An 18,375-nucleotide genomic window follows, 5' to 3' on the forward strand; every position below is an offset into this window, starting at 1 on the left:
CTTAGGTTCCTATTATCTAAGGATTAGTTAAAATTATTTAGGAGGAATTTATGCGAGGCATTATAGTTAAGGGAATTGGCGGATTATACTATGTAGATGTAGATGAAAAGGTTATTCAGTGTAAGGCAAGAGGGAAATTTAGACACAGAGGGCTTATACCGATGATTGGTGATGAGGTTATCATTCAGGAAGAAGAAAATGGAGATGGAGTTATAACTGATATACTTGATAGAAGAAATGAATTATTAAGACCCGCAGTTTCAAATGTAACACAAGCATTTGTAGTAGTTAGTAGTAAAAATCCAGATTTAAACCTTGGATTACTATATAAATTTTTACTTCTTTGTGAATATAACAAAGTTATACCTATAGTATGCTTTAATAAAATGGATTTAGAAAGTGAAAATAGTGAAAAAATTGGTAAAATGCTTAAAACTTCAGGATATGAAGTCTTATACATGGAAGGTAAGCATGGTATTGGAATAGAGGGATTGAAGGAGAAAATAACTGATAATATTACGGTGTTCTGTGGACCATCAGGAGTTGGTAAATCAACAATACTAAACAAAATGATTGGTAGAGAGGCCATGAAGACTGGTGAGATTAGTGATAGATTAAAAAGAGGAAAACATACAACAAGACATAGTGAACTTATTAGAGTTGAAAAAGGTTTTTTAGTAGATACACCAGGATTTTCATCATTGGAGTTAGATTTTATAGACAAATATGAATTACAGCATCTTTTTCCGGAATTCGAAAAATACAATAATCAATGTAAATTTAATAATTGTGCTCATTATAAGGAACCGGGTTGTATTGTAAAGGAAAAGGTTGAGTCGGGGGAAATAAATAAAGGTAGATATGAATTTTACATAAAAACAATAGAAGAAATTATAAGTAGGGGGAATAGAAAATGATTAAATTATCACCATCAATACTGTCAGCAGATTTTTCAAAGCTAGGGGATCATATACTTGAAATAGAGAAATATGGTGCAGATTGGATTCATATAGATGTTATGGATGGAAATTTTGTGCCAAATATATCCTTTGGTGTACCAATAATTAAATCTATAAGAGGTCTTACTTCATTAGTTTTTGATGTGCATCTAATGATTGAGGAACCATCAAGGTATGTAAAGGATTTTGTAGATGCTGGTGCAGATATTATAACAATTCATTATGAAGCTGATAGACATATTGATAGAACTATTAAGTATATTAAGAGTCTAGGTGTGAAAGCGGGTATAGCTCTAAATCCAGGAACACCTGTATCTTTAATTGAAGACTTAATTCCAGATTTAGATATGGTTCTTATTATGTCTGTAAATCCTGGCTTTGGTGGTCAAAAATACATAGGGTACTGTGGTGAAAAAATAGCAAAGGTTAAGGAGCTTAAAGATAAATACAACAAAGAATTATACATTCAGGTAGATGGTGGAATAGATGAAAATAATATTCATAAAGTTATAGAATGTGGAGCAAATTCTGTAGTAGCTGGTTCGGCGGTATTTAAAAATAATGAAATAGAAAAAAATATAAAATCATTGAAAAAATGGTTTTAATATGAGGGCTATTATAGTTGGTGGTGGAGAAGCGCCAAGTAAGCCACTTATAGAGAAATATATGGATCAGACATCAATAATTATTGCGGCAGATGGTGGAGCTAACATTTTATATTCTTATGATATAACTCCAACATATCTTATTGGTGACTTTGATTCTATTGAAGATGTGGTTTATAAAAAATTAAGTTATACTACTAATACTACAAGGTTCCCAAGGGAAAAGGACTATACGGACAGTCATATAGCATTTAATAGAGCGGTGGAACTTGGGGCTGATGAAATAGTATTCTTAGGATGTACGGGAAAACGCATTGATCACTTTATGGCTAATATTTCTATACTTTATGAAGGGTTAAAAAAATCTATATCTTGCTATATCGTGGATGAAATCAATGAAATATTTTTAATCGATAAGTCTACAGTTATAGAAGGTATATTAGGGCAGGTGTTTTCACTATTTAGTTACGGTGAGGATACTTTAAATTTGAAGATTGAAGGAGCAAAATATCCACTGGAAGGATATAATTTGTCTACTGTAGATAATTTAACCGTTTCAAATGAATTTATAGGTAAAAAGGTTAAGTTGGAGTTTACTAAAGGCTGTCTTTTAGTAATAAAGATAACTTAAGGTATTTCAAAGATATAATCATATAAACAAAAGTTTGAAGGGATTGCTAGTTGCAGTCCTTTTTCCTTTAATATATATGTGGTAATAATCTTAAATCTTAAATTTTTAATCTTTAATTTATAATTTTAAATTGATAACATGCACCAATTTTCATAGGCTGCATATAATGGTAACAAAAGCCTCACGGGGGGGATTTAGAATATGAGAGTTAGGACAACGCGGAAGGTAGGACTTGTTGTTAGTTCAATAGGAGTAGGAATAGTGTTATCAATGCTAATTCCATTTTGGGGATGGATGATAGTTGTAGGATGTTCTATTATAGCGCTAGGATGGTATATCATGGATAGGTTTTGTTAATTATTGATTAAAGGGGGATGAATTGTGACAATAAAAGTAATCAAGTTACCTAGATTCTTGTCAAGGATAGTTAAAGTATTTATGAAGAAAAAACATATGTAATAATTTAAGACATAAAAAAAATGCAACTTTTATAGTTGCATTTTTTGTGCTATCTAAACGGCACGTTGTACCTTACCAGAACGTAAGCATCTAGTACAAGCATGTACTGTCTTAGGTGACCCGTTAACGATAGCTTTAACTTTTTTCAAGTTTGGAGCCCATTTTCTTTTAGATTGACGGTGAGAGTGAGAGAATTGTACTCCTGAAACTACACCTTTATCACATATTTCACATCTTCTTGACATATATTACACCTCCTCGAAATTCCAACATACTGCTATGAATCAAACATAAGTTATTTTAACACAATTACTATGATTGTTGCAAGTATTAAGAAAAATAAACACATACCACTATTATTATACATACAATCCTTATAAAATTCAAGAATATATATTATTATATTAGTTGAATTAAATCGTAAGTTAATATAAAATATTTATAAGGTATAATTAAGGAGGAATTGATTATGAAAGCTAATATAACAACTGAGATAGGAAATGTATATTATTCTGAAGATGTAATAGCTAATATAGCAGGAGTATCAACAATGGAATGTTATGGAGTTGTTGGCATGGCTTTAAAAAATGCTAAGGATGGACTATGGGAATTATTAAAAGCTGAGAACTTAGCCAAGGGTGTTAAAATAATTCAAAAAGAAAACTCTGTTGCTATTGAATTATATATAATTGTAGAATATGGAACTAAAATTGCTGTAATAGCTAATAATATAATACAAACAGTTAGATATAACTTAGAAAACCTTACAGGGGTTAAAGTTTCACAGGTTACTGTTAATATTCAAGGAATTAGAGTTTAAGGGGGAACACGAAGTGGCGTATACAACAATTAATGGACGTAATTTTTCAAATATGATAAGAAGTGCTTCAAATGCACTAGAAAAACAAAAGGAATATGTAAACTCAATGAATGTGTTTCCAGTTCCAGATGGAGATACAGGAACTAATATGTCGTTAACATTCAAAGCAGCAGCTAAAGAGATTGAAGGACTTGAGGATAAATCCATTGGAGAAGTTTCTAAGAGGTTAGCTAAAGGTGCTTTAATGGGGGCTAGAGGGAATTCGGGAGTTATACTTTCGCAGATTCTTAGAGGTATGGCAAAAGCTCTTGAAAATAAAGAAGAAGCAAATATAGATAATATAAAGAATTCTTTTGTGGAAGGTGCTAATTTTGCCTACAAAGCAGTAATGAGACCTACAGAGGGAACAATCCTTACAATTATAAGGGCCGCTGGAGAAGGTGCTATGTGTAGTGAGGCTGAAGAAATGATTGACTTGCTTGTAGAAGTTTGTGAAGAAAGTAAGCGAGTGCTTGACAAAACACCAGATATGCTGCCACAATTAAAGCAAGCTAAAGTAGTGGATGCTGGTGGAATGGGACTTCTAATAATATTAAGAGGGATGGTAGAGGCATTAAAATCAGAAGCAGATATATCTCTTATTAAGGATGGAGAAGCTGTTGAAGAAGAAAATCAATATGATTCACCAGATTTTAATATTAATCCAGAAGATATTAAGTTTGGATACTGCACTGAGTTTATAATATTAAACGAGGTTAAAGATCCAGATGCATTTAAAATGTTCTTAGAAGGTCATGGCGATTCTTTAGTGCTTGTAGGCTTAGATGATATAACTAAGATTCATGTTCATACAAATGACCCAGGTGCAGTCTTATCTAAGGCTGTGACATATGGACCACTATCTAAGATTAAAATTGATAACATGAGAGAGCAGCATAGATCTCTAATGGAAATAGATAATAAAGAAGAAATGGTAACTGAGGATACTAAAGAAGATGCAAAACCTTATGGCTTTGTAACCGTTGCTAGAGGTAATGGGATAGCTTCAATATTTAAGGATCTTGGAGTTGATGAGGTTATTGAAGGCGGGCAAACAATGAATCCAAGTACTGAGGATATTGTTAATAGCATCAATAACATAAATGCAGAGGTTGTGTTTGTACTTCCAAACAATAAAAATATAATAATGGCAGCAAATCAAGCCGTAGATTTAGTTGATGATAAAAAAGTTGTGGTAGTACCAACAAAGACAGTTCCTCAAGGGATTACTGCCATAACAATGTTTAATCAAGACGGTTCTTCAGAAGAAAATGAAGAACTTATGAATGAATCTATTGAAAATGTTACATCAGGATCAGTAACATTCGCGGTAAAAGATACAGAAGATAATGGAAGAGCTATTAAAGAGGGAAATATTTTAGGTTTATTAGAAGGTAAAATTAACGAAATAGGTACAGATGTTTATGAGGTTTGTAAAACTTTGATTGGGAATATGGTAAATAAGGATAGTGAGCTTATTACTATTTTCTATGGTGAGGACTGTGAAGAAGAGAAGGTTAATCAGTTAGTAGCGGATTTAGAAGACGCATATCCAGACATGGATGTTCAATGTTTCAGTGGAGAACAGCCATTATACTATTTCATAACATCAGTAGAATAAAAGCCTTAGGGCTTTTTTTCTATATTTGAAAATTTGGAGTGATGAAGTGAATATTTATAGTAGTGTTACGATAATAAAGGGTGTTGGACCTAAAATGGCTGATAAGTTAAATAAGTGTGGTATATATAATATATTAGACTTATTATTATATTTCCCTAGGGACTATGAAAGTATTTTTATAGTTGATGATTTACAGGACCTAGATTCCAAAGGGAAAATAATATTGGAAGTAGGTGTTGACCGAATTTTACCTGATATTAGAACTAAAACAGGGAAGGTACTTACAACCATAAGATTTATTCATAAGGGAGTTTTAGTTAAGGGGTTATGGTTTAATCAACCATATATAAAAAGTGGGTTTAGAGTTGGCTGCAGATATGTTATAAATGGAACTGTAGAAAAACAAGGCAGGGAGTTTATAATAAAAAATGCAGTTATAATGAGAAATACAACTACTGAAAGTACGGATATTATGGCAAGATATCCATTGAGGGATGATATTTCAAATACATTTTTAAATAAGATAATAACAGAGGCTTTAAATCATGTTAAGATTCAAGAAAATTTACCAGTGTGGTTGATAGATGCTCACGGGTTCATGGCCTTGGATGATGCAGTAAGAAATATACATAATCCTAAAAGTATAAAATTATTAGAAGAAGCTAGGAAGAGACTTAAATTTCAAGAACTCTTTACATATTCTTTGAAGTTACTGGCACTTAAAAATAGAAATATGAATAATAGAGGTATATCCTTTGGGATAGCTAAAGAATTAGTTGAATTTAAAGAAAAACTACCATTTAAGTTAACTGATGCTCAAACTAGAACTGTAAGAGAAATATTGCGAGATGAAAAATCACAAGTACCTATGAATAGATTAGTACAGGGAGATGTAGGTAGTGGCAAAACTATAGTTGCTCTTATTGCGCTCTTTAATGTAGTGATGAATGGGTATCAAGGCGCACTGATGGCTCCTACAGAGATTCTAGCAAAGCAACATTACTATGAAGCAGAAAAGCTATATAAGGAGTTTAATATAAGGGTAGAGCTCTTAACAGGGAGTACCACAGAAAAAAATAAAAACATCCTAAAGGAAAAGCTTTCAAGTGGTGAAATTGATTTAATAATAGGAACACATGCACTTATAGAAGATAATGTGAAATTTAATAATCTGGGGTTAATAGTAACAGATGAGCAACATAGGTTTGGAGTTGGACAAAGAAGTAAGTTTGGAAATAAGAGTGAAAATATCGATGTATTGGTTATGAGTGCAACACCTATTCCTAGGACTTTGTGTCTATATCTTTATGGTGATCTAGATGTATCAATAATTGATACGTTACCACCAGGAAGGAAGCCTATTGATACATTTTACTTGGCAAATCAAGAAAAGGGCAGAGTGTACAATTTTGCTTTAGACGAAATTAGTAAGGGAAGGCAGATATATGTAGTTTGTCCTCTTGTGGAAGAAAATGAAGAGATGAAATTGAGTGCTGTTACAAGTTTATATGAAGAACTTAAAAAAACTTACTTTAAAAGTGTGGAAATCGCCATTCTTCATGGTAAAATGAGTAATAAAGACAAAAATCTAATTATGAACGAATTCAAGCAGGGTAGTATTAAAGTGCTAATATCAACTACGGTTATTGAAGTTGGGGTAAATGTACCTAATGCAACTATGATGATTATAGAGAATGCAGAGAGATTTGGGTTATCACAACTACATCAGTTAAGAGGTAGAGTAGGAAGAGGGGAACATAAATCATACTGCGTCCTTGTAGCTAATATAAAAAGTGAAACTACAAAAAAAAGAATGGAAATTATGAAGAATAGTAGTGATGGTTTTTATATTGCAGAGCAAGACCTGAAACTACGAGGTAGTGGAGAAATGTTTGGTGTAAGGCAATCGGGAGAAAATGGATTAATTTTAAGTGATTTAGGAGAAGACTTTCAATTGTTTAAAATTGCAAATGATGAAGCTAAAAGTTTTTTTGATAAGAGAGATGAAGAAAATCAAAGAATACTTGGAGAAATAATGATGAATCTGGAGAAAAGCACAAAGTATATTTGCTTTAACTAGGTAACAAAGGAGATTTGAAATGAGAATAATTTCAGGAAAAGCTAGAGGTAAAAAAATAATATCACCAGAAGGTATGGGAACAAGACCAACTTTAGATAGGGTTAAAGAATCAATTTTTAACATAATACAGAACAGGGTTAGAGGTAGCGTTGTTCTAGATCAATTTGCAGGAACAGGAAGTCTAGGATTAGAAGCAGCAAGTAGAGGCGCTAAGGAGTGCCATCTCATTGATATGGGGGATATTACGTACAAACATTTAAAGCAAAATATCATGGATCTAAAGTTTCAGGATAATTGTATAGCTCACAAAGGCAATTGCTATAAATATTTAGAAGAGTTTGGGAATACGGGAAAAGTTTTTGATCTTATATTTATAGACCCACCCTATGCTAAGGATATGATACCACCATCATTAGAACTTATTAAAAAATATAAACTATTGCAAATGGATGGTTTAATTGTAACGAAAATAGATTCAGGTGAAGAAATTTACCCGGGATATGAAGATATTGAACTAGTAGACCAAAGAAAATATGGAAATACAACAGTGTGTTTTTATGAGTTTAAGGAGTAAAAGATGATTAAGGCAGTTTATCCAGGAAGTTTTGATCCCATTACAAATGGACATTTAGATATAATAAAAAGATGTTCATTTGTTTTTGATGAAGTAATAGTAGCTGTATTAGTTAATCCAAACAAGCAAGGTTGGTTTAATCCTGAAGAACGGGTTGAACAAATTGAAAGGGTAATTAAGCCACTGAAAAATGTGAAAGTCAAAAGATTTACAGGACTTTTAGTAGATTTTATGGAAGAGGAAAATATTGAGGTGATTGTAAAAGGCTTAAGATCCATGTCTGATTTTGACTATGAATTTCAAATGGCATTAATGAATAAAAAGTTAAATAAAAAGAAAGAAACTATGTTTATGATGACTAATTCAAAATATTCATACCTTAGTTCTACGGCTATAAAGCAAGTAGCACTATTTAATGGGCACCTAGAAGGTTTAATACCAAGTGAATTAGAAGATGAAATAAGAGAGAAGGCCAAAGAATTTAGGGGGGGAAATAAGTGAAAGTATTAGAGTTATTAGATTACTTACAACAAACAATAGAGATGTCACCAAAAAATTTAGTGGGGAAGGTGTCAGTGAACAAAAAAGAAATCGTAAAGACTTTGAATGAAATGAGAAGACTTATACCTGATGAGTTGGAAGAAGCTAAAAATATAATAAAACGCAAAGAATCTATTTTAGGGGAAGCCAAGAGGGAAGAAGAAGCGATTATAGCGAATAGCAGAAAAAGAGCCCAGGATGAATATGATAATTGTGATATATTGCTAGAAGCGAGACGAGAAGCACAAGAAATATTAGATAATGCGAAGAGTGAGGCCAAGAAAGTTAAGTCAGAAGCGATGAAACAAGCAAAAGAGTTAAAGTTTGGTGTTATGAACTATGCAGATAATACATTAAGCAATTTGCAAAAGGATATAGATATTATAGGTGAAGAATCCCTTAAATCTATGCAAGATGAAATGGAAGAAATGCTTATAAAAATGTATAAACAAATTTCTACCACTACATCTAAGGTAAGGGAAAATATAAAGGATTTAGGAGAAATTTAATAATATTTTCTTGAATTTTTTTAGTATAACAGGCAAAGTGAAAAGTAACATTGGTATTACCAATAGAGCAGTTTTAGATGGTAATATACTATGGTTGTTTAAGAATGTTTCTTGAGTTATCTTTGCTAAGGGTAGACTTAATAATAAAAAGGTTATAGAGGCACAGATGATACCTTGAAGGAATTTAGTTGTTATATACTTTCTCATTGAGACTTTATATTTATATACAAAGGAGTACACCTGAGAAGTTATAGATAATCCGCTGAACCCTATTAGAAAGCTACATAAAGTAACTTTAGTATTTAAGCTAAGGGTGCTTATAGATAAGATACTGCAGCCGTTAGTGATTTCTAAAAAGCCAAGAAATAACCCATCTATAAGGTCATATGGAACTAGTCCTGATATACATAAGGTTGTAAGAGCAGTGTTGTACAAAGCACTGCTTTTTATTATATTTATTAATACAGAAAATATAACGACGAAGCTACCGATTGAAAGACAGGTTTTAGTTGCATCCTCAAGTGCATTTTTAAGGGCCACACCAAAATTAGGTGAGTTAGGTTTAATAGAGGTAACAGCTAAAGAAGCATTTAATGTGTCATATTTTTTTGAGTTTGACCGGCCAGGTAGTATTAGTCCCATGATAATACAGGATAGTAAATTTGAAAGGATAAGAATATATCCTAAAAAAGTACTATGAAGCATTGAAGTACCAACAGTACCTATTATAAATAGTGGACTTCCGTTGGTTGCTATATTTATAAGTCTTTGAAATGTTGTTTTATTGATTATTTTCAATTCATATAGTTCAGAAGCGTATCTAGCACCTAATGGATAACCACAGAATATGCTAGCGAGAAGAACTACACTACATTCCTTAGGAAGACCTAAAGGAGCACAAATGATTTTGCCAATAAATTTTGAGTAAATTTCTATGCCACCAAAGGCAAAAATTAAATTTATAATAACTAAAAATGGGAAAAGAGATGGAAATACAGAATTGAAAAACAACTTTGCTCCGCCTATGGTGAAAGAAATACAGTTTTGCGGATTAAGTATAATATAGAAAATTAATAAGGATAAGATAGCTGTAAATAACAGATTTTTTGAAGAATTACGAAATAAAAAATATATTAATATTACAATTAGGCCTAATACAATTAATAATAAAAGTTTCATTAAAACATTCCTTCTTAAGTGATATATTTAAATATATTTTCATCTTTAGGAAGATATGATAATAAAGAGAGGTTTAAATAAAATCTTCGAGGCTATGTTATAGTGTAAAATAGCCTCGAAGAATAATTAAAATATTATAGGACTTGTAAGGTAATCTTCATTGGGCCTAATGGATGGGTTGAGGATACTATAGCCCTTGGTACACTGCAAATCAAGTTTTAAAAATGGGTTCAAATCTTTAGGTATTTTAGAGTAGATGGGAATGTTAGAGTTGGTTTTCATTGATTTAAGGGCGGAAGAGCCATGCTTAGTAAATCCTAATATGCGACAATAAGGACTAGGTGAGTTTCGCATAGATAATGTATCATATTCCTGAAATCCTAAAAAATATTGGCATAGAATTCTACTAATTCTAGTGTATGTATAACGCTTGCTCTTTATCATTGATATACATTCTTCATAACTAGATGAGTTCTCAAGACTTTTAAGTATTTTATTATGAAGTCCTTCTGAAGCATCGGGTATAAGTTCAAAATTATTTTTAACACTGGTCAAGGCTTTATGTTTTATATATGGATACATCATATTGTCAAATGGAAAAGTATAATTATCATTTTTCAAAGTTGTAAACTCATCATATACAGTTTTTGGAATGTGATTTTTAAGGCTTGAAATAGAAGCTTCAGATTTTAGAGTTTTTCTTATTGAGGTAGCGCTAGAGAAAATATTATTAAGGATTGTGCTATTATAAGAACCACCCTCCCGTTTTAAAGTGTAAGGAGTTATATTGCTATTAAGTTTTTTTAGACTTTTAATATATTCAATACCAAGGATGTTGTTTGCTGAATTTAGTTGCTCAGTTAAGTATTCTTCGCTGTGTGGAGTTTTATCAGTTAAATACTGAATTAAAGCCATTGAACGTGCTTTAGGAAAAAGGTTACCCTTATCAAGTTCTGATTTTAAAATGTTTTGAAATGAAATTGGTTCATCTACAAGGAGGGTAGATATTTTATTAAGTAGATCAATATCTCCAATTTCACTTCCAAAGCATAAAGAATCAACAATGCCTAAACTATTAAGTAGGCTTACAGCTCCAAAGGAGAAAAATTCAGCAGAAGATAAACTATATACCGCTGGTAGTTCTAAAACAATATCAACTCCATTATTTAAGGCCATTTTAGTTTTAGTCCATTTATCGACTATAGAAGGGATACCTCGTTGATTAAAGTTACCACTCATAACACCGATAATTAAATCACTATTAGTAAGTTCTTTTGTTTTATTTATATGAAATAGATGTCCGTTGTGAAATGGATTATACTCTACTATAATGCCAGATATTTTCATTTAATTACCTCCACATATTAATGTAATTGATTTTATACTGAATAATATACATAGTATAGTGTATTATAGCCATTATTATATACTAAATAAAAAAAATTCACTATAAAGGTTGAAAAATATACACAAAAAGGGGTATATTAGTAAGGGATATTTAGGATTTTTTTACTGAAAGGAGTAAGATTAAATGAGTTTTACAGAGAAAATATGGGCATTATCACAGAGAAATGTGAAAACAATAGTACTTCCAGAAGGGGAAGAGGAAAGAAATTTAAAGGCTTCAGAAATTATTCATAGCAATAAAATTGCAAATGTTATATTAGTTGGAAATGAAGCTAAGGTAAGAGAAAACGCTAAAAGTTTTGGAGTGAATTTAGAAGGAATTAAAGTAATAGATCCAGAAACTTCATCAAAAACTCAGGAATATGCAAATGCATTCTATGAATTAAGAAAAAATAAAGGGGTTACAGAGGAAAAAGCATTAAAAACAGTTAAAGACCCTGTTTATTTTGGAACTATGATGGTTAAAATGGAAGATGCAGATGGTTTAGTTTCAGGAGCGGTACATAGCACTGGAGATTTATTACGTCCAGGTCTTCAAATAATAAAAACATCACCAGGAATAAAAGTTGTGTCAAGTTTCTTTGTTATGGAAGTACCAAGTTCACCATATGGCGATAATGGTACATTATTGTTTGGAGATTGTGCAGTTAACCCAAATCCTACGGCTGAGGAACTTTCATCTATAGCTATAAGTACAGCAGAAAATGCAAAGGTATTATGTGGAATTGACCCTAAAGTCGCAATGTTATCATTTTCAACTGCAGGCAGCGCTAAACATGAAAATGTAGATAAAGTTGTTGAGGCTACAAAAATTGCAAAAGCGGCAAGACCAGACCTTGCAATAGATGGAGAATTACAGCTTGATGCTGCAATAGTAGAGAGCGTTGCTAGACTTAAAGCTCCAACAAGCGATGTAGCAGGAAATGCAAATGTTCTAATATTCCCAGATTTACAAGCTGGAAACATTGGGTATAAGCTAGTTCAGAGATTTGCAGGAGCAAAAGCTATAGGTCCTGTATGTCAAGGATTTGCAAAACCAATAAATGACCTTTCAAGAGGATGTAGTGTAGAAGATATAGTTAATGTTGTAGCAATTACAGCAGTACAAGCACAAAATATCAAATAAATACCATTAAACAGGTTATTGATTTAATTATCAATATAGGGTAATCTAATAGAATAATATATTACAATACCGTCAGGAGGAAATGAGAATGAAAATATTAGTAATAAACTGTGGAAGTTCTTCATTAAAGTACCAATTAATCAATATGGAAACTGAAGAAAGTCTAGCACAAGGATTAGTAGAAAGAATTGGAATTGAGGGGTCAATATTAACTCAAAAGGCTCCAGGAAAAGATAAATATATAATAGAGCAGCCAATGGCAGATCATAAAGATGCAATTAAATTAGTTTTAGGTGCATTAGTTGATGGAACACATGGTGTTATAGCATCTATGGATGAGATATCATCAGTAGGACACAGAGTTGTTCACGGTGGAGAAAAATATTCAGAGTCAGTAGTAATAAATGATGAAGTTATGGCTAGTTTGGAAGAATGTGTAAAACTTGCACCACTTCATAACCCAGCAAACATAATCGGAATTAACGCTTGTAAGAGTTTAATGCCAAATACTCCAATGGTTGCAGTATTTGATACAGCTTTCCACCAAACTATGCCTAAAACAGCATATATGTATCCACTACCATATGAGTTATATGAAAAACATGGTATAAGAAAATATGGTTTCCACGGTACATCACACAAATTTGTGTCAGCTGAATGTGCTAAAATGTTAGGGAAAGATATTAAAGACGTTAAAATCATAACTTGTCACCTTGGGAATGGAGCTAGTTTAGCTGCAATAAAAGATGGACATTGTGTAGATACAAGTATGGGATTCACTCCACTTGAAGGAATAGCTATGGGAACAAGATGTGGAAATATTGATCCTGCTATAGCTACATTCTTAATTAATGAGTGTAACATGACAGCTAAAGAAGTTGACAATCTAATGAACAAAGAATCAGGAGTTCTTGGATTATCAGGAGTAAGTAGTGATTTCAGAGATATAGAAGATGCAGCTGGAGAAGGAAATGAAAGAGCTATACTTGCTTTAGACGTATATAATTACAGAGTAAGAGAGATGATAGGTGCTTATGCAGCGGCTATGGGCGGCGTAGATGCAGTAGTATTTACAGCTGGTCTTGGAGAAAATGCTATAGGAACTAGAGTAGACATATGCAAAGGCTTAGAGTTCTTAGGAATCGAAATCGATGAAGTTAAGAATAATGTAAGAGGAAAGTCTACAGAAATAAGTAAAGATGGAGCTAAAGTAAAAGTATTTGTTATACCTACTAATGAAGAATTAGTAATAGCAAGAGATACTAAAGAACTTACTTCAAAATAATTATAAATATATATAAAATCTAATGATTTCAACGCTTCTACATAAGGAAAAAATATACATGTATAAATTGCCTTGACTTTTAGCTGTATAATTTATATAATAACTTGTGTTTGAATGATACATTTAATTAACTTAAGGAGGGGCGTTGGAGCTTTGCTCAAGCTATGCAATTTGCATTATATATAACTAGTTTAATTATTGGTTATATGAGGGAAAACATAGATTGAATGTTTTTTTAGAGCCGTTATGATGATTATAGATATAAATGAATTAAATGACAAAAGCTATGAAAAAAAAGATATCAATATACAACTTGAAAGAGATAACTTTTTCGATGGTGGTGAGATAGTTGCGTACTCCGAACCTATTAAGTTTGACGGTTTTTTACGTCGTAAAAGAGGGGTACTAGAACTTATTGGCGATGTAGATACTGAGGTATTGTTAAACTGTTCTAGATGTATGAAGGTTTTTCCTTATAAGATTAATATTCATATTGAGGAAGAATTATCAAACACTGAAGATTGTGAGATTATCTCAATCCAAGCTGATAATATAGATATGTATGAAATTATTGAAAACAGTATTATGCTTGAATTGCCTGTAAAAAGGTTGTGTAAGGATAATTGCAAAGGCTTATGCCAGACATGTGGTAAAGATTTAAATCTTGGACAATGTTCTTGTGCTGATTTATATGTGGACCCTAGACTAGAAAAGCTAACAAAAATGTTTTCTGACTATAAGGAGGTGTAATAATGGGAAATCCAGCTAGAAAATTTTCAAAAGGCAGAAGAGATAGAAGAAGAGCTTCAACTTTTAAACTTGGTTTACCAGGAATAGTTGAATGCCCTCAGTGCCATGATATGAAACTTGCTCATAGAGTATGTAAGAACTGTGGTTACTACAAAAATAGAGAAGTTATTTCAACTGAAGAGTAAAAAAGAAAGTCATTAGACTTTCTTTTGTTTTTTTATGTGGAATTTTATTTAAAAAGAATATATAATAAACTTAAATATTTTATTCATAGACTAATCATTAACATCTAATAGTAATCTATGGTAGATGTATTGAGGCTAAGTTGTCTCTGGATAATTAGTTCTGTTTTCGAGGGGTAAATGCTCCTGTGAAAGATAAGAACTCTGTTATATTAAATATAGATGATAGTGAGAGGGTTTAATATGAAAGTTGTAGTAGATGGAATGGGCGGAGATAATTCACCAGCAGCTATAGTTGAAGGGTGTGTTTTAGCACAGAAGGAATATGATATAGATATAATAATAACTGGAAAAGAAGAACTTATAAGAGTAGAGTTACAAAAATATGAATATGATAAGGAAAAGATAACTATTTTAGATGCCAGAGAAGTCATTTCAACTAATGAAACTCCTGTTAAGGCATTGAAAACTAAAAAGGATTCTTCGCTTGTAAGAGCTTTAGAATTGGTAAAAGCAAATGAGGCAGATGCGATTGTGTCGGCAGGAAGTACAGGTGCGTTTTTAGCTGGATGTACACTAATTGTGAAAAGAATTAAGGGGATAAATAGACCGGCATTAGCTCCAGTGATGCCTGGGAAAAATGGTCCTTTTATGATAATAGATGTAGGGGCAAATGCAGATTGTAAACCACATTATTTAACTCAATTTGCGCAAATGGGTAAAGTTTATTTTGAGAATGTGTTAGGTGTTAATAACCCCACTGTAGGGCTTATTAATATAGGGGCAGAAGAAGAAAAAGGAAATGAACTTACGAAAGAGGCCCATAAACTTTTAAAAGAAGAGGATATTAATTTTGTTGGGAATGTAGAGCCGAGAGAGATACCAAAAGGTGAAGTTAATATTCTTGTTTGTGACGGGTTTGTTGGAAACACAGTTTTAAAAATGTACGAAGGTGTTGCTAGTACTATTTTAAATGAATTGAAAGAAGAGATAATGAGTTCTACAAGAACTAAAATAGGTGGACTTTTATTAAAACCAGTTTTTAGCAGGTTTAAAAAGCACTACGATTACAAAGAATATGGTGGAGCTGCATTTTTGGGAGTTAACGGTATATGTATAAAGGCTCATGGTAGCTCGGATGGGAAGGCTATTAAGAATGCAATTAGACTTTCAAAAACATATTATGATACTAAAGTTTTAGAAAAAGTTAAAATTGCTTTTCAAGATGAAAAATAAAGTTCATGAATTCATGAATAAAAGTATACAAAGTTAGTATATTATATTATAGTATTTATAAATAAATAGTTGATTATTATCTAATATGATATTATATTAATAATGATATTATATTCAAATTTTAGGAGGTAAGTAAAAATGTTTGAAAAGGTAAAAGCAAAAATAGCGGAGCAACTAAGCATAGATGAAGATGAGATAACAATGGAAGCAGGCTTTGTTGATGATTTAGGTGCAGATTCATTAGATATTGTAGAACTTATTATGGCTCTTGAAGAGGAATTTGATATAGAAATTCCAGATGAAGATGCAGAAAAAATAACTACAGTAGGCGATGTGGTTGACTATATTAAAACAAGAGTAGAGGATTAATGATCGGGTTCCGTAGTAATGCGGAACCTTATTTTTAGGTTTATTCTTGAATCTATTTGTATAGGATATACCTATATTTGACAGCATCATAAGTGGTTCCTGAATATGAAAATATAAGGGGTATCAAAGTGATGGTCATCGTGTAAATTGAAGAATAAACCTCTGAGAGAGAGGGATAAGGATGAAAATATTAAACAACACAATAGAATTAAAAGAGAGACTAGGGATTGAATTTAAGAAGTTATCGTTATTACAGACAGCAATAACACATAGTTCTTATGCTAATGAAAGAAATGCTACGTTTAACGAAAGATTAGAGTTTTTGGGAGATACGGTTCTTGAACTTATAATATCAGAGTATCTATTTATAAATCATACAGCTGAGACTGAGGGATATTTAACTAAAATAAGATCATTTATTGTATGTGAAAATTCATTGTTTGAAATAGCTAAATCATGGAATCTAGGCAAATATCTTTACATGAGCAAGGGTGAAGAGCTAACGGGTGGGCGAGCTAGAGTATCCATTTTAGCAGATGCGGTAGAGGCTATAATTGCTGCTATATATTTAGATCAAGGAATTGAAGCTGTAAAAATATTTGTATTAAGAAACTTTAATGCGACAATTGAGAAAGCGGTTGAAAATCAGATAATTTTAGATTATAAAACTAAACTTCAGGAAATACTCCAAAAGAATGGAGATGTAAATATTTCTTATGATCTAATTAAGTTTGAAGGTCCGCCACATAGAAGAGAATTTTTTGTGGAAGTTGTGATCAATGGAAAGTCGGAAGGTAGCGGTACAGGGTACAATAAGAAAGAAGCACAGCAGATGGCTGCTAAGAAGGTGTTGATAAGTAGAGGTGATATAAGTGAGTAATAAGCATTATATAATACCTATATTTGTACCACATATAGGATGTCCTCATACCTGTGTGTTTTGTAATCAAGATAGCATTACAGGAGATGCAGGGATTCAAGGAAGTACAGGGAATGTTGATGCAGTGTTTGTGAAGGAAACTATAGATGAGTACCTTGAAACTATTAATAATAGTGAAGCAATAATTGAAGTATCATTCTTTGGGGGTACATTCACAGGAATTAATATGTGTAAGCAAAGAGAACTATTGGGGGTTGCTCGGGAGTATAAAAATGCTGGAAAGATTAAATTTATTAGACTATCTACTAGGCCAGACTATATAAATGATGAAATATTAATACATCTTAAAAACTTTGGAGTAGATATCATTGAATTAGGAGTACAATCATTAGATGAAGAGGTGTTATATAAATCTGGAAGAGGACACACTGCTAAGCATGTAGAGGAGGCTTCAAGGCTTATAAATGAATATGGCTTCACATTAGGTCATCAGATAATGTTGGGACTGCCAGGTGACACTAAGGAGAGGGATATAGCTACTACAAAGAAAAGTATAGAGATGAAACCTTCTATATGTAGGATTTATCCATCGCTAGTAATAAAAGATACACCAATGGAGAAACTTTTGCTGGAAGGCAAATATAAACCTTATAGCTTAAAAGAATCAGTAGATATAAGTAAAGTTGTTTATGGTATGCTAGAAAGTAGTGGTATAAATGTTATAAGAATAGGTCTGCAGCCTACAGAAGAAATTAATGATGGTGGAGACATTGTAGATGGACCATTTCACCCGGCTTATAGAGAGTTAGTTGAAGGTAGTATATATTGTGATATTATTTATGAATATATAAAGGACAAGAACGAAGTACCTTCGAATATTTATATTAATCCAAAAGATATATCAAAGCTATATGCTAACAAAAAAGAATATTTTAATGAATTATTAAGAAGGATACAAGTTGAAAAATTAGTGGTTCTTCAAAGTTATGATTTAGAAAAAGGGACTCTAGGGTTTTATAATAATGGAAAATTAGATATAATAAATCAAAAGGATTATTTGAAAAGCGTTTATAATAGGTAATGCAAAATATGATTAACTAAGGAGTGATTTTATGAGAATGAAT

The 18,375-nt window shown here is 31.9% G+C and carries 21 protein-coding genes; 18 read left to right on the forward strand and 3 right to left on the reverse strand.

Translation table 11 applies throughout. From position 1 onward, the window contains the following. Positions 1-50 precede the first annotated feature (50 nt). From rsgA to RSA29_RS10180, 4 genes are all read left to right on the forward strand, one after another. Positions 51-917: a ribosome small subunit-dependent GTPase A gene (gene rsgA / locus RSA29_RS10165; protein ID WP_346943036.1), complete on the forward strand. Its 867-nt coding sequence runs from the start codon at positions 51-53 to the stop codon at positions 915-917. Then, positions 914-1,564, forward strand: a complete 651-nt coding sequence (gene rpe, locus RSA29_RS10170; RefSeq protein WP_346943035.1) for a ribulose-phosphate 3-epimerase — start codon at positions 914-916, stop codon at positions 1,562-1,564. Before rsgA ends, rpe begins: the two co-directional genes overlap by 4 nt. 1 nt (position 1,565) lies before the next feature. Then, complete coding sequence (locus tag RSA29_RS10175; RefSeq protein WP_346943034.1) at positions 1,566-2,195, forward strand: thiamine diphosphokinase; 630 nt, start codon at positions 1,566-1,568, stop codon at positions 2,193-2,195. Between the two features lie 201 nt (positions 2,196-2,396). Continuing rightward, positions 2,397-2,552 carry a hypothetical protein gene (locus RSA29_RS10180; RefSeq protein ID WP_346931795.1) on the forward strand — a complete coding sequence of 52 codons (156 nt, stop codon included), beginning with the start codon at positions 2,397-2,399 and terminating at the stop codon, positions 2,550-2,552. A gap of 155 nt (positions 2,553-2,707) precedes the next feature. On the opposite strand, the gene rpmB is transcribed toward RSA29_RS10180, so the two are convergent. Continuing rightward, positions 2,708-2,899 carry a 50S ribosomal protein L28 gene (gene rpmB, locus RSA29_RS10185; RefSeq protein WP_346931796.1) on the reverse strand — a complete coding sequence of 64 codons (192 nt, stop codon included), beginning with the start codon at positions 2,897-2,899 and terminating at the stop codon, positions 2,708-2,710. Positions 2,900-3,123: 224 nt separating this feature from the next. On the opposite strand from rpmB, the gene RSA29_RS10190 reads away from it, so the two are divergent. The 6 genes from RSA29_RS10190 to RSA29_RS10215 are packed head-to-tail and all read left to right on the forward strand — an operon-like array spanning position 3,124 to position 8,837. Beyond that, entirely contained in the window at positions 3,124-3,474 is a 351-nt protein-coding gene (locus RSA29_RS10190; RefSeq protein WP_346931797.1) for an Asp23/Gls24 family envelope stress response protein, read from the forward strand. Positions 3,475-3,526: 52 nt separating this feature from the next. Next, positions 3,527-5,134, forward strand: coding sequence for a DAK2 domain-containing protein (locus RSA29_RS10195; RefSeq protein ID WP_346943141.1), 1,608 nt, complete (start codon positions 3,527-3,529; stop codon positions 5,132-5,134). Positions 5,135-5,180: 46 nt separating this feature from the next. Beyond that, a complete protein-coding gene (gene recG / locus RSA29_RS10200; RefSeq protein WP_346943033.1) occupies positions 5,181-7,214 on the forward strand; it encodes an ATP-dependent DNA helicase RecG in 2,034 nt (677 codons plus the stop codon). A 19-nt stretch (positions 7,215-7,233) separates the two neighbouring features. Next, a complete protein-coding gene (rsmD, locus tag RSA29_RS10205; protein WP_346943032.1) occupies positions 7,234-7,788 on the forward strand; it encodes a 16S rRNA (guanine(966)-N(2))-methyltransferase RsmD in 555 nt (184 codons plus the stop codon). Between the two features lie 3 nt (positions 7,789-7,791). Continuing rightward, positions 7,792-8,289 (forward strand): pantetheine-phosphate adenylyltransferase, encoded by a 498-nt coding sequence (gene coaD, locus RSA29_RS10210; RefSeq protein ID WP_346943031.1) that lies wholly within the window; start codon positions 7,792-7,794, stop codon positions 8,287-8,289. Then, positions 8,286-8,837: an HrpE/YscL family type III secretion apparatus protein gene (locus RSA29_RS10215; RefSeq protein ID WP_346943030.1), complete on the forward strand. Its 552-nt coding sequence runs from the start codon at positions 8,286-8,288 to the stop codon at positions 8,835-8,837. Before coaD ends, RSA29_RS10215 begins: the two co-directional genes overlap by 4 nt. Here the strand turns inward: RSA29_RS10215 and ylbJ are convergent. Both ylbJ and RSA29_RS10225 read right to left on the reverse strand, forming a co-directional pair. Continuing rightward, a complete protein-coding gene (gene ylbJ / locus RSA29_RS10220) occupies positions 8,823-10,016 on the reverse strand; it encodes a sporulation integral membrane protein YlbJ (protein ID WP_346931802.1) in 1,194 nt (397 codons plus the stop codon). The two genes, RSA29_RS10215 and ylbJ, sit on opposite strands and share 15 nt — an antisense overlap. Positions 10,017-10,142: 126 nt before the next feature. Further along, complete coding sequence (locus RSA29_RS10225) at positions 10,143-11,363, reverse strand: nucleotidyltransferase (protein ID WP_346943029.1); 1,221 nt, start codon at positions 11,361-11,363, stop codon at positions 10,143-10,145. A 184-nt stretch (positions 11,364-11,547) separates the two neighbouring features. On the opposite strand from RSA29_RS10225, the gene pta reads away from it, so the two are divergent. The 8 genes from pta (at position 11,548) to RSA29_RS10265 (ending at position 18,332) form a co-directional block, all read left to right on the forward strand. Continuing rightward, positions 11,548-12,549, forward strand: a complete 1,002-nt coding sequence (gene pta, locus RSA29_RS10230; RefSeq protein WP_346943028.1) for a phosphate acetyltransferase — start codon at positions 11,548-11,550, stop codon at positions 12,547-12,549. 88 nt (positions 12,550-12,637) lie between these two features. After that, a complete protein-coding gene (locus tag RSA29_RS10235; RefSeq protein ID WP_346943027.1) occupies positions 12,638-13,834 on the forward strand; it encodes an acetate kinase in 1,197 nt (398 codons plus the stop codon). Between the two features lie 246 nt (positions 13,835-14,080). Then, positions 14,081-14,584 carry a DUF177 domain-containing protein gene (locus RSA29_RS10240; protein WP_346943026.1) on the forward strand — a complete coding sequence of 168 codons (504 nt, stop codon included), beginning with the start codon at positions 14,081-14,083 and terminating at the stop codon, positions 14,582-14,584. 2 nt (positions 14,585-14,586) lie between these two features. Beyond that, positions 14,587-14,769, forward strand: a complete 183-nt coding sequence (rpmF, locus tag RSA29_RS10245; protein ID WP_346931807.1) for a 50S ribosomal protein L32 — start codon at positions 14,587-14,589, stop codon at positions 14,767-14,769. Positions 14,770-15,009: 240 nt separating this feature from the next. Beyond that, a complete protein-coding gene (gene plsX / locus RSA29_RS10250; protein WP_346931808.1) occupies positions 15,010-16,002 on the forward strand; it encodes a phosphate acyltransferase PlsX in 993 nt (330 codons plus the stop codon). Between the two features lie 138 nt (positions 16,003-16,140). Then, positions 16,141-16,371 carry an acyl carrier protein gene (gene acpP, locus RSA29_RS10255; RefSeq protein WP_346931809.1) on the forward strand — a complete coding sequence of 77 codons (231 nt, stop codon included), beginning with the start codon at positions 16,141-16,143 and terminating at the stop codon, positions 16,369-16,371. A gap of 181 nt (positions 16,372-16,552) precedes the next feature. After that, on the forward strand, positions 16,553-17,251 hold the full coding sequence (rnc, locus tag RSA29_RS10260; RefSeq protein WP_346931810.1) for a ribonuclease III: 699 nt from the start codon (positions 16,553-16,555) through the stop codon (positions 17,249-17,251). After that, positions 17,244-18,332, forward strand: a complete 1,089-nt coding sequence (locus RSA29_RS10265; RefSeq protein ID WP_346943025.1) for a radical SAM protein — start codon at positions 17,244-17,246, stop codon at positions 18,330-18,332. The genes rnc and RSA29_RS10265 overlap by 8 nt, the downstream gene beginning before the upstream one ends. Positions 18,333-18,375: the final 43 nt, after the last annotated feature.

Source organism: Clostridium sp., assembly GCF_036660475.1.
In the GTDB taxonomy this organism is placed as follows: domain Bacteria; phylum Bacillota; class Clostridia; order Clostridiales; family Clostridiaceae; genus Clostridium_J.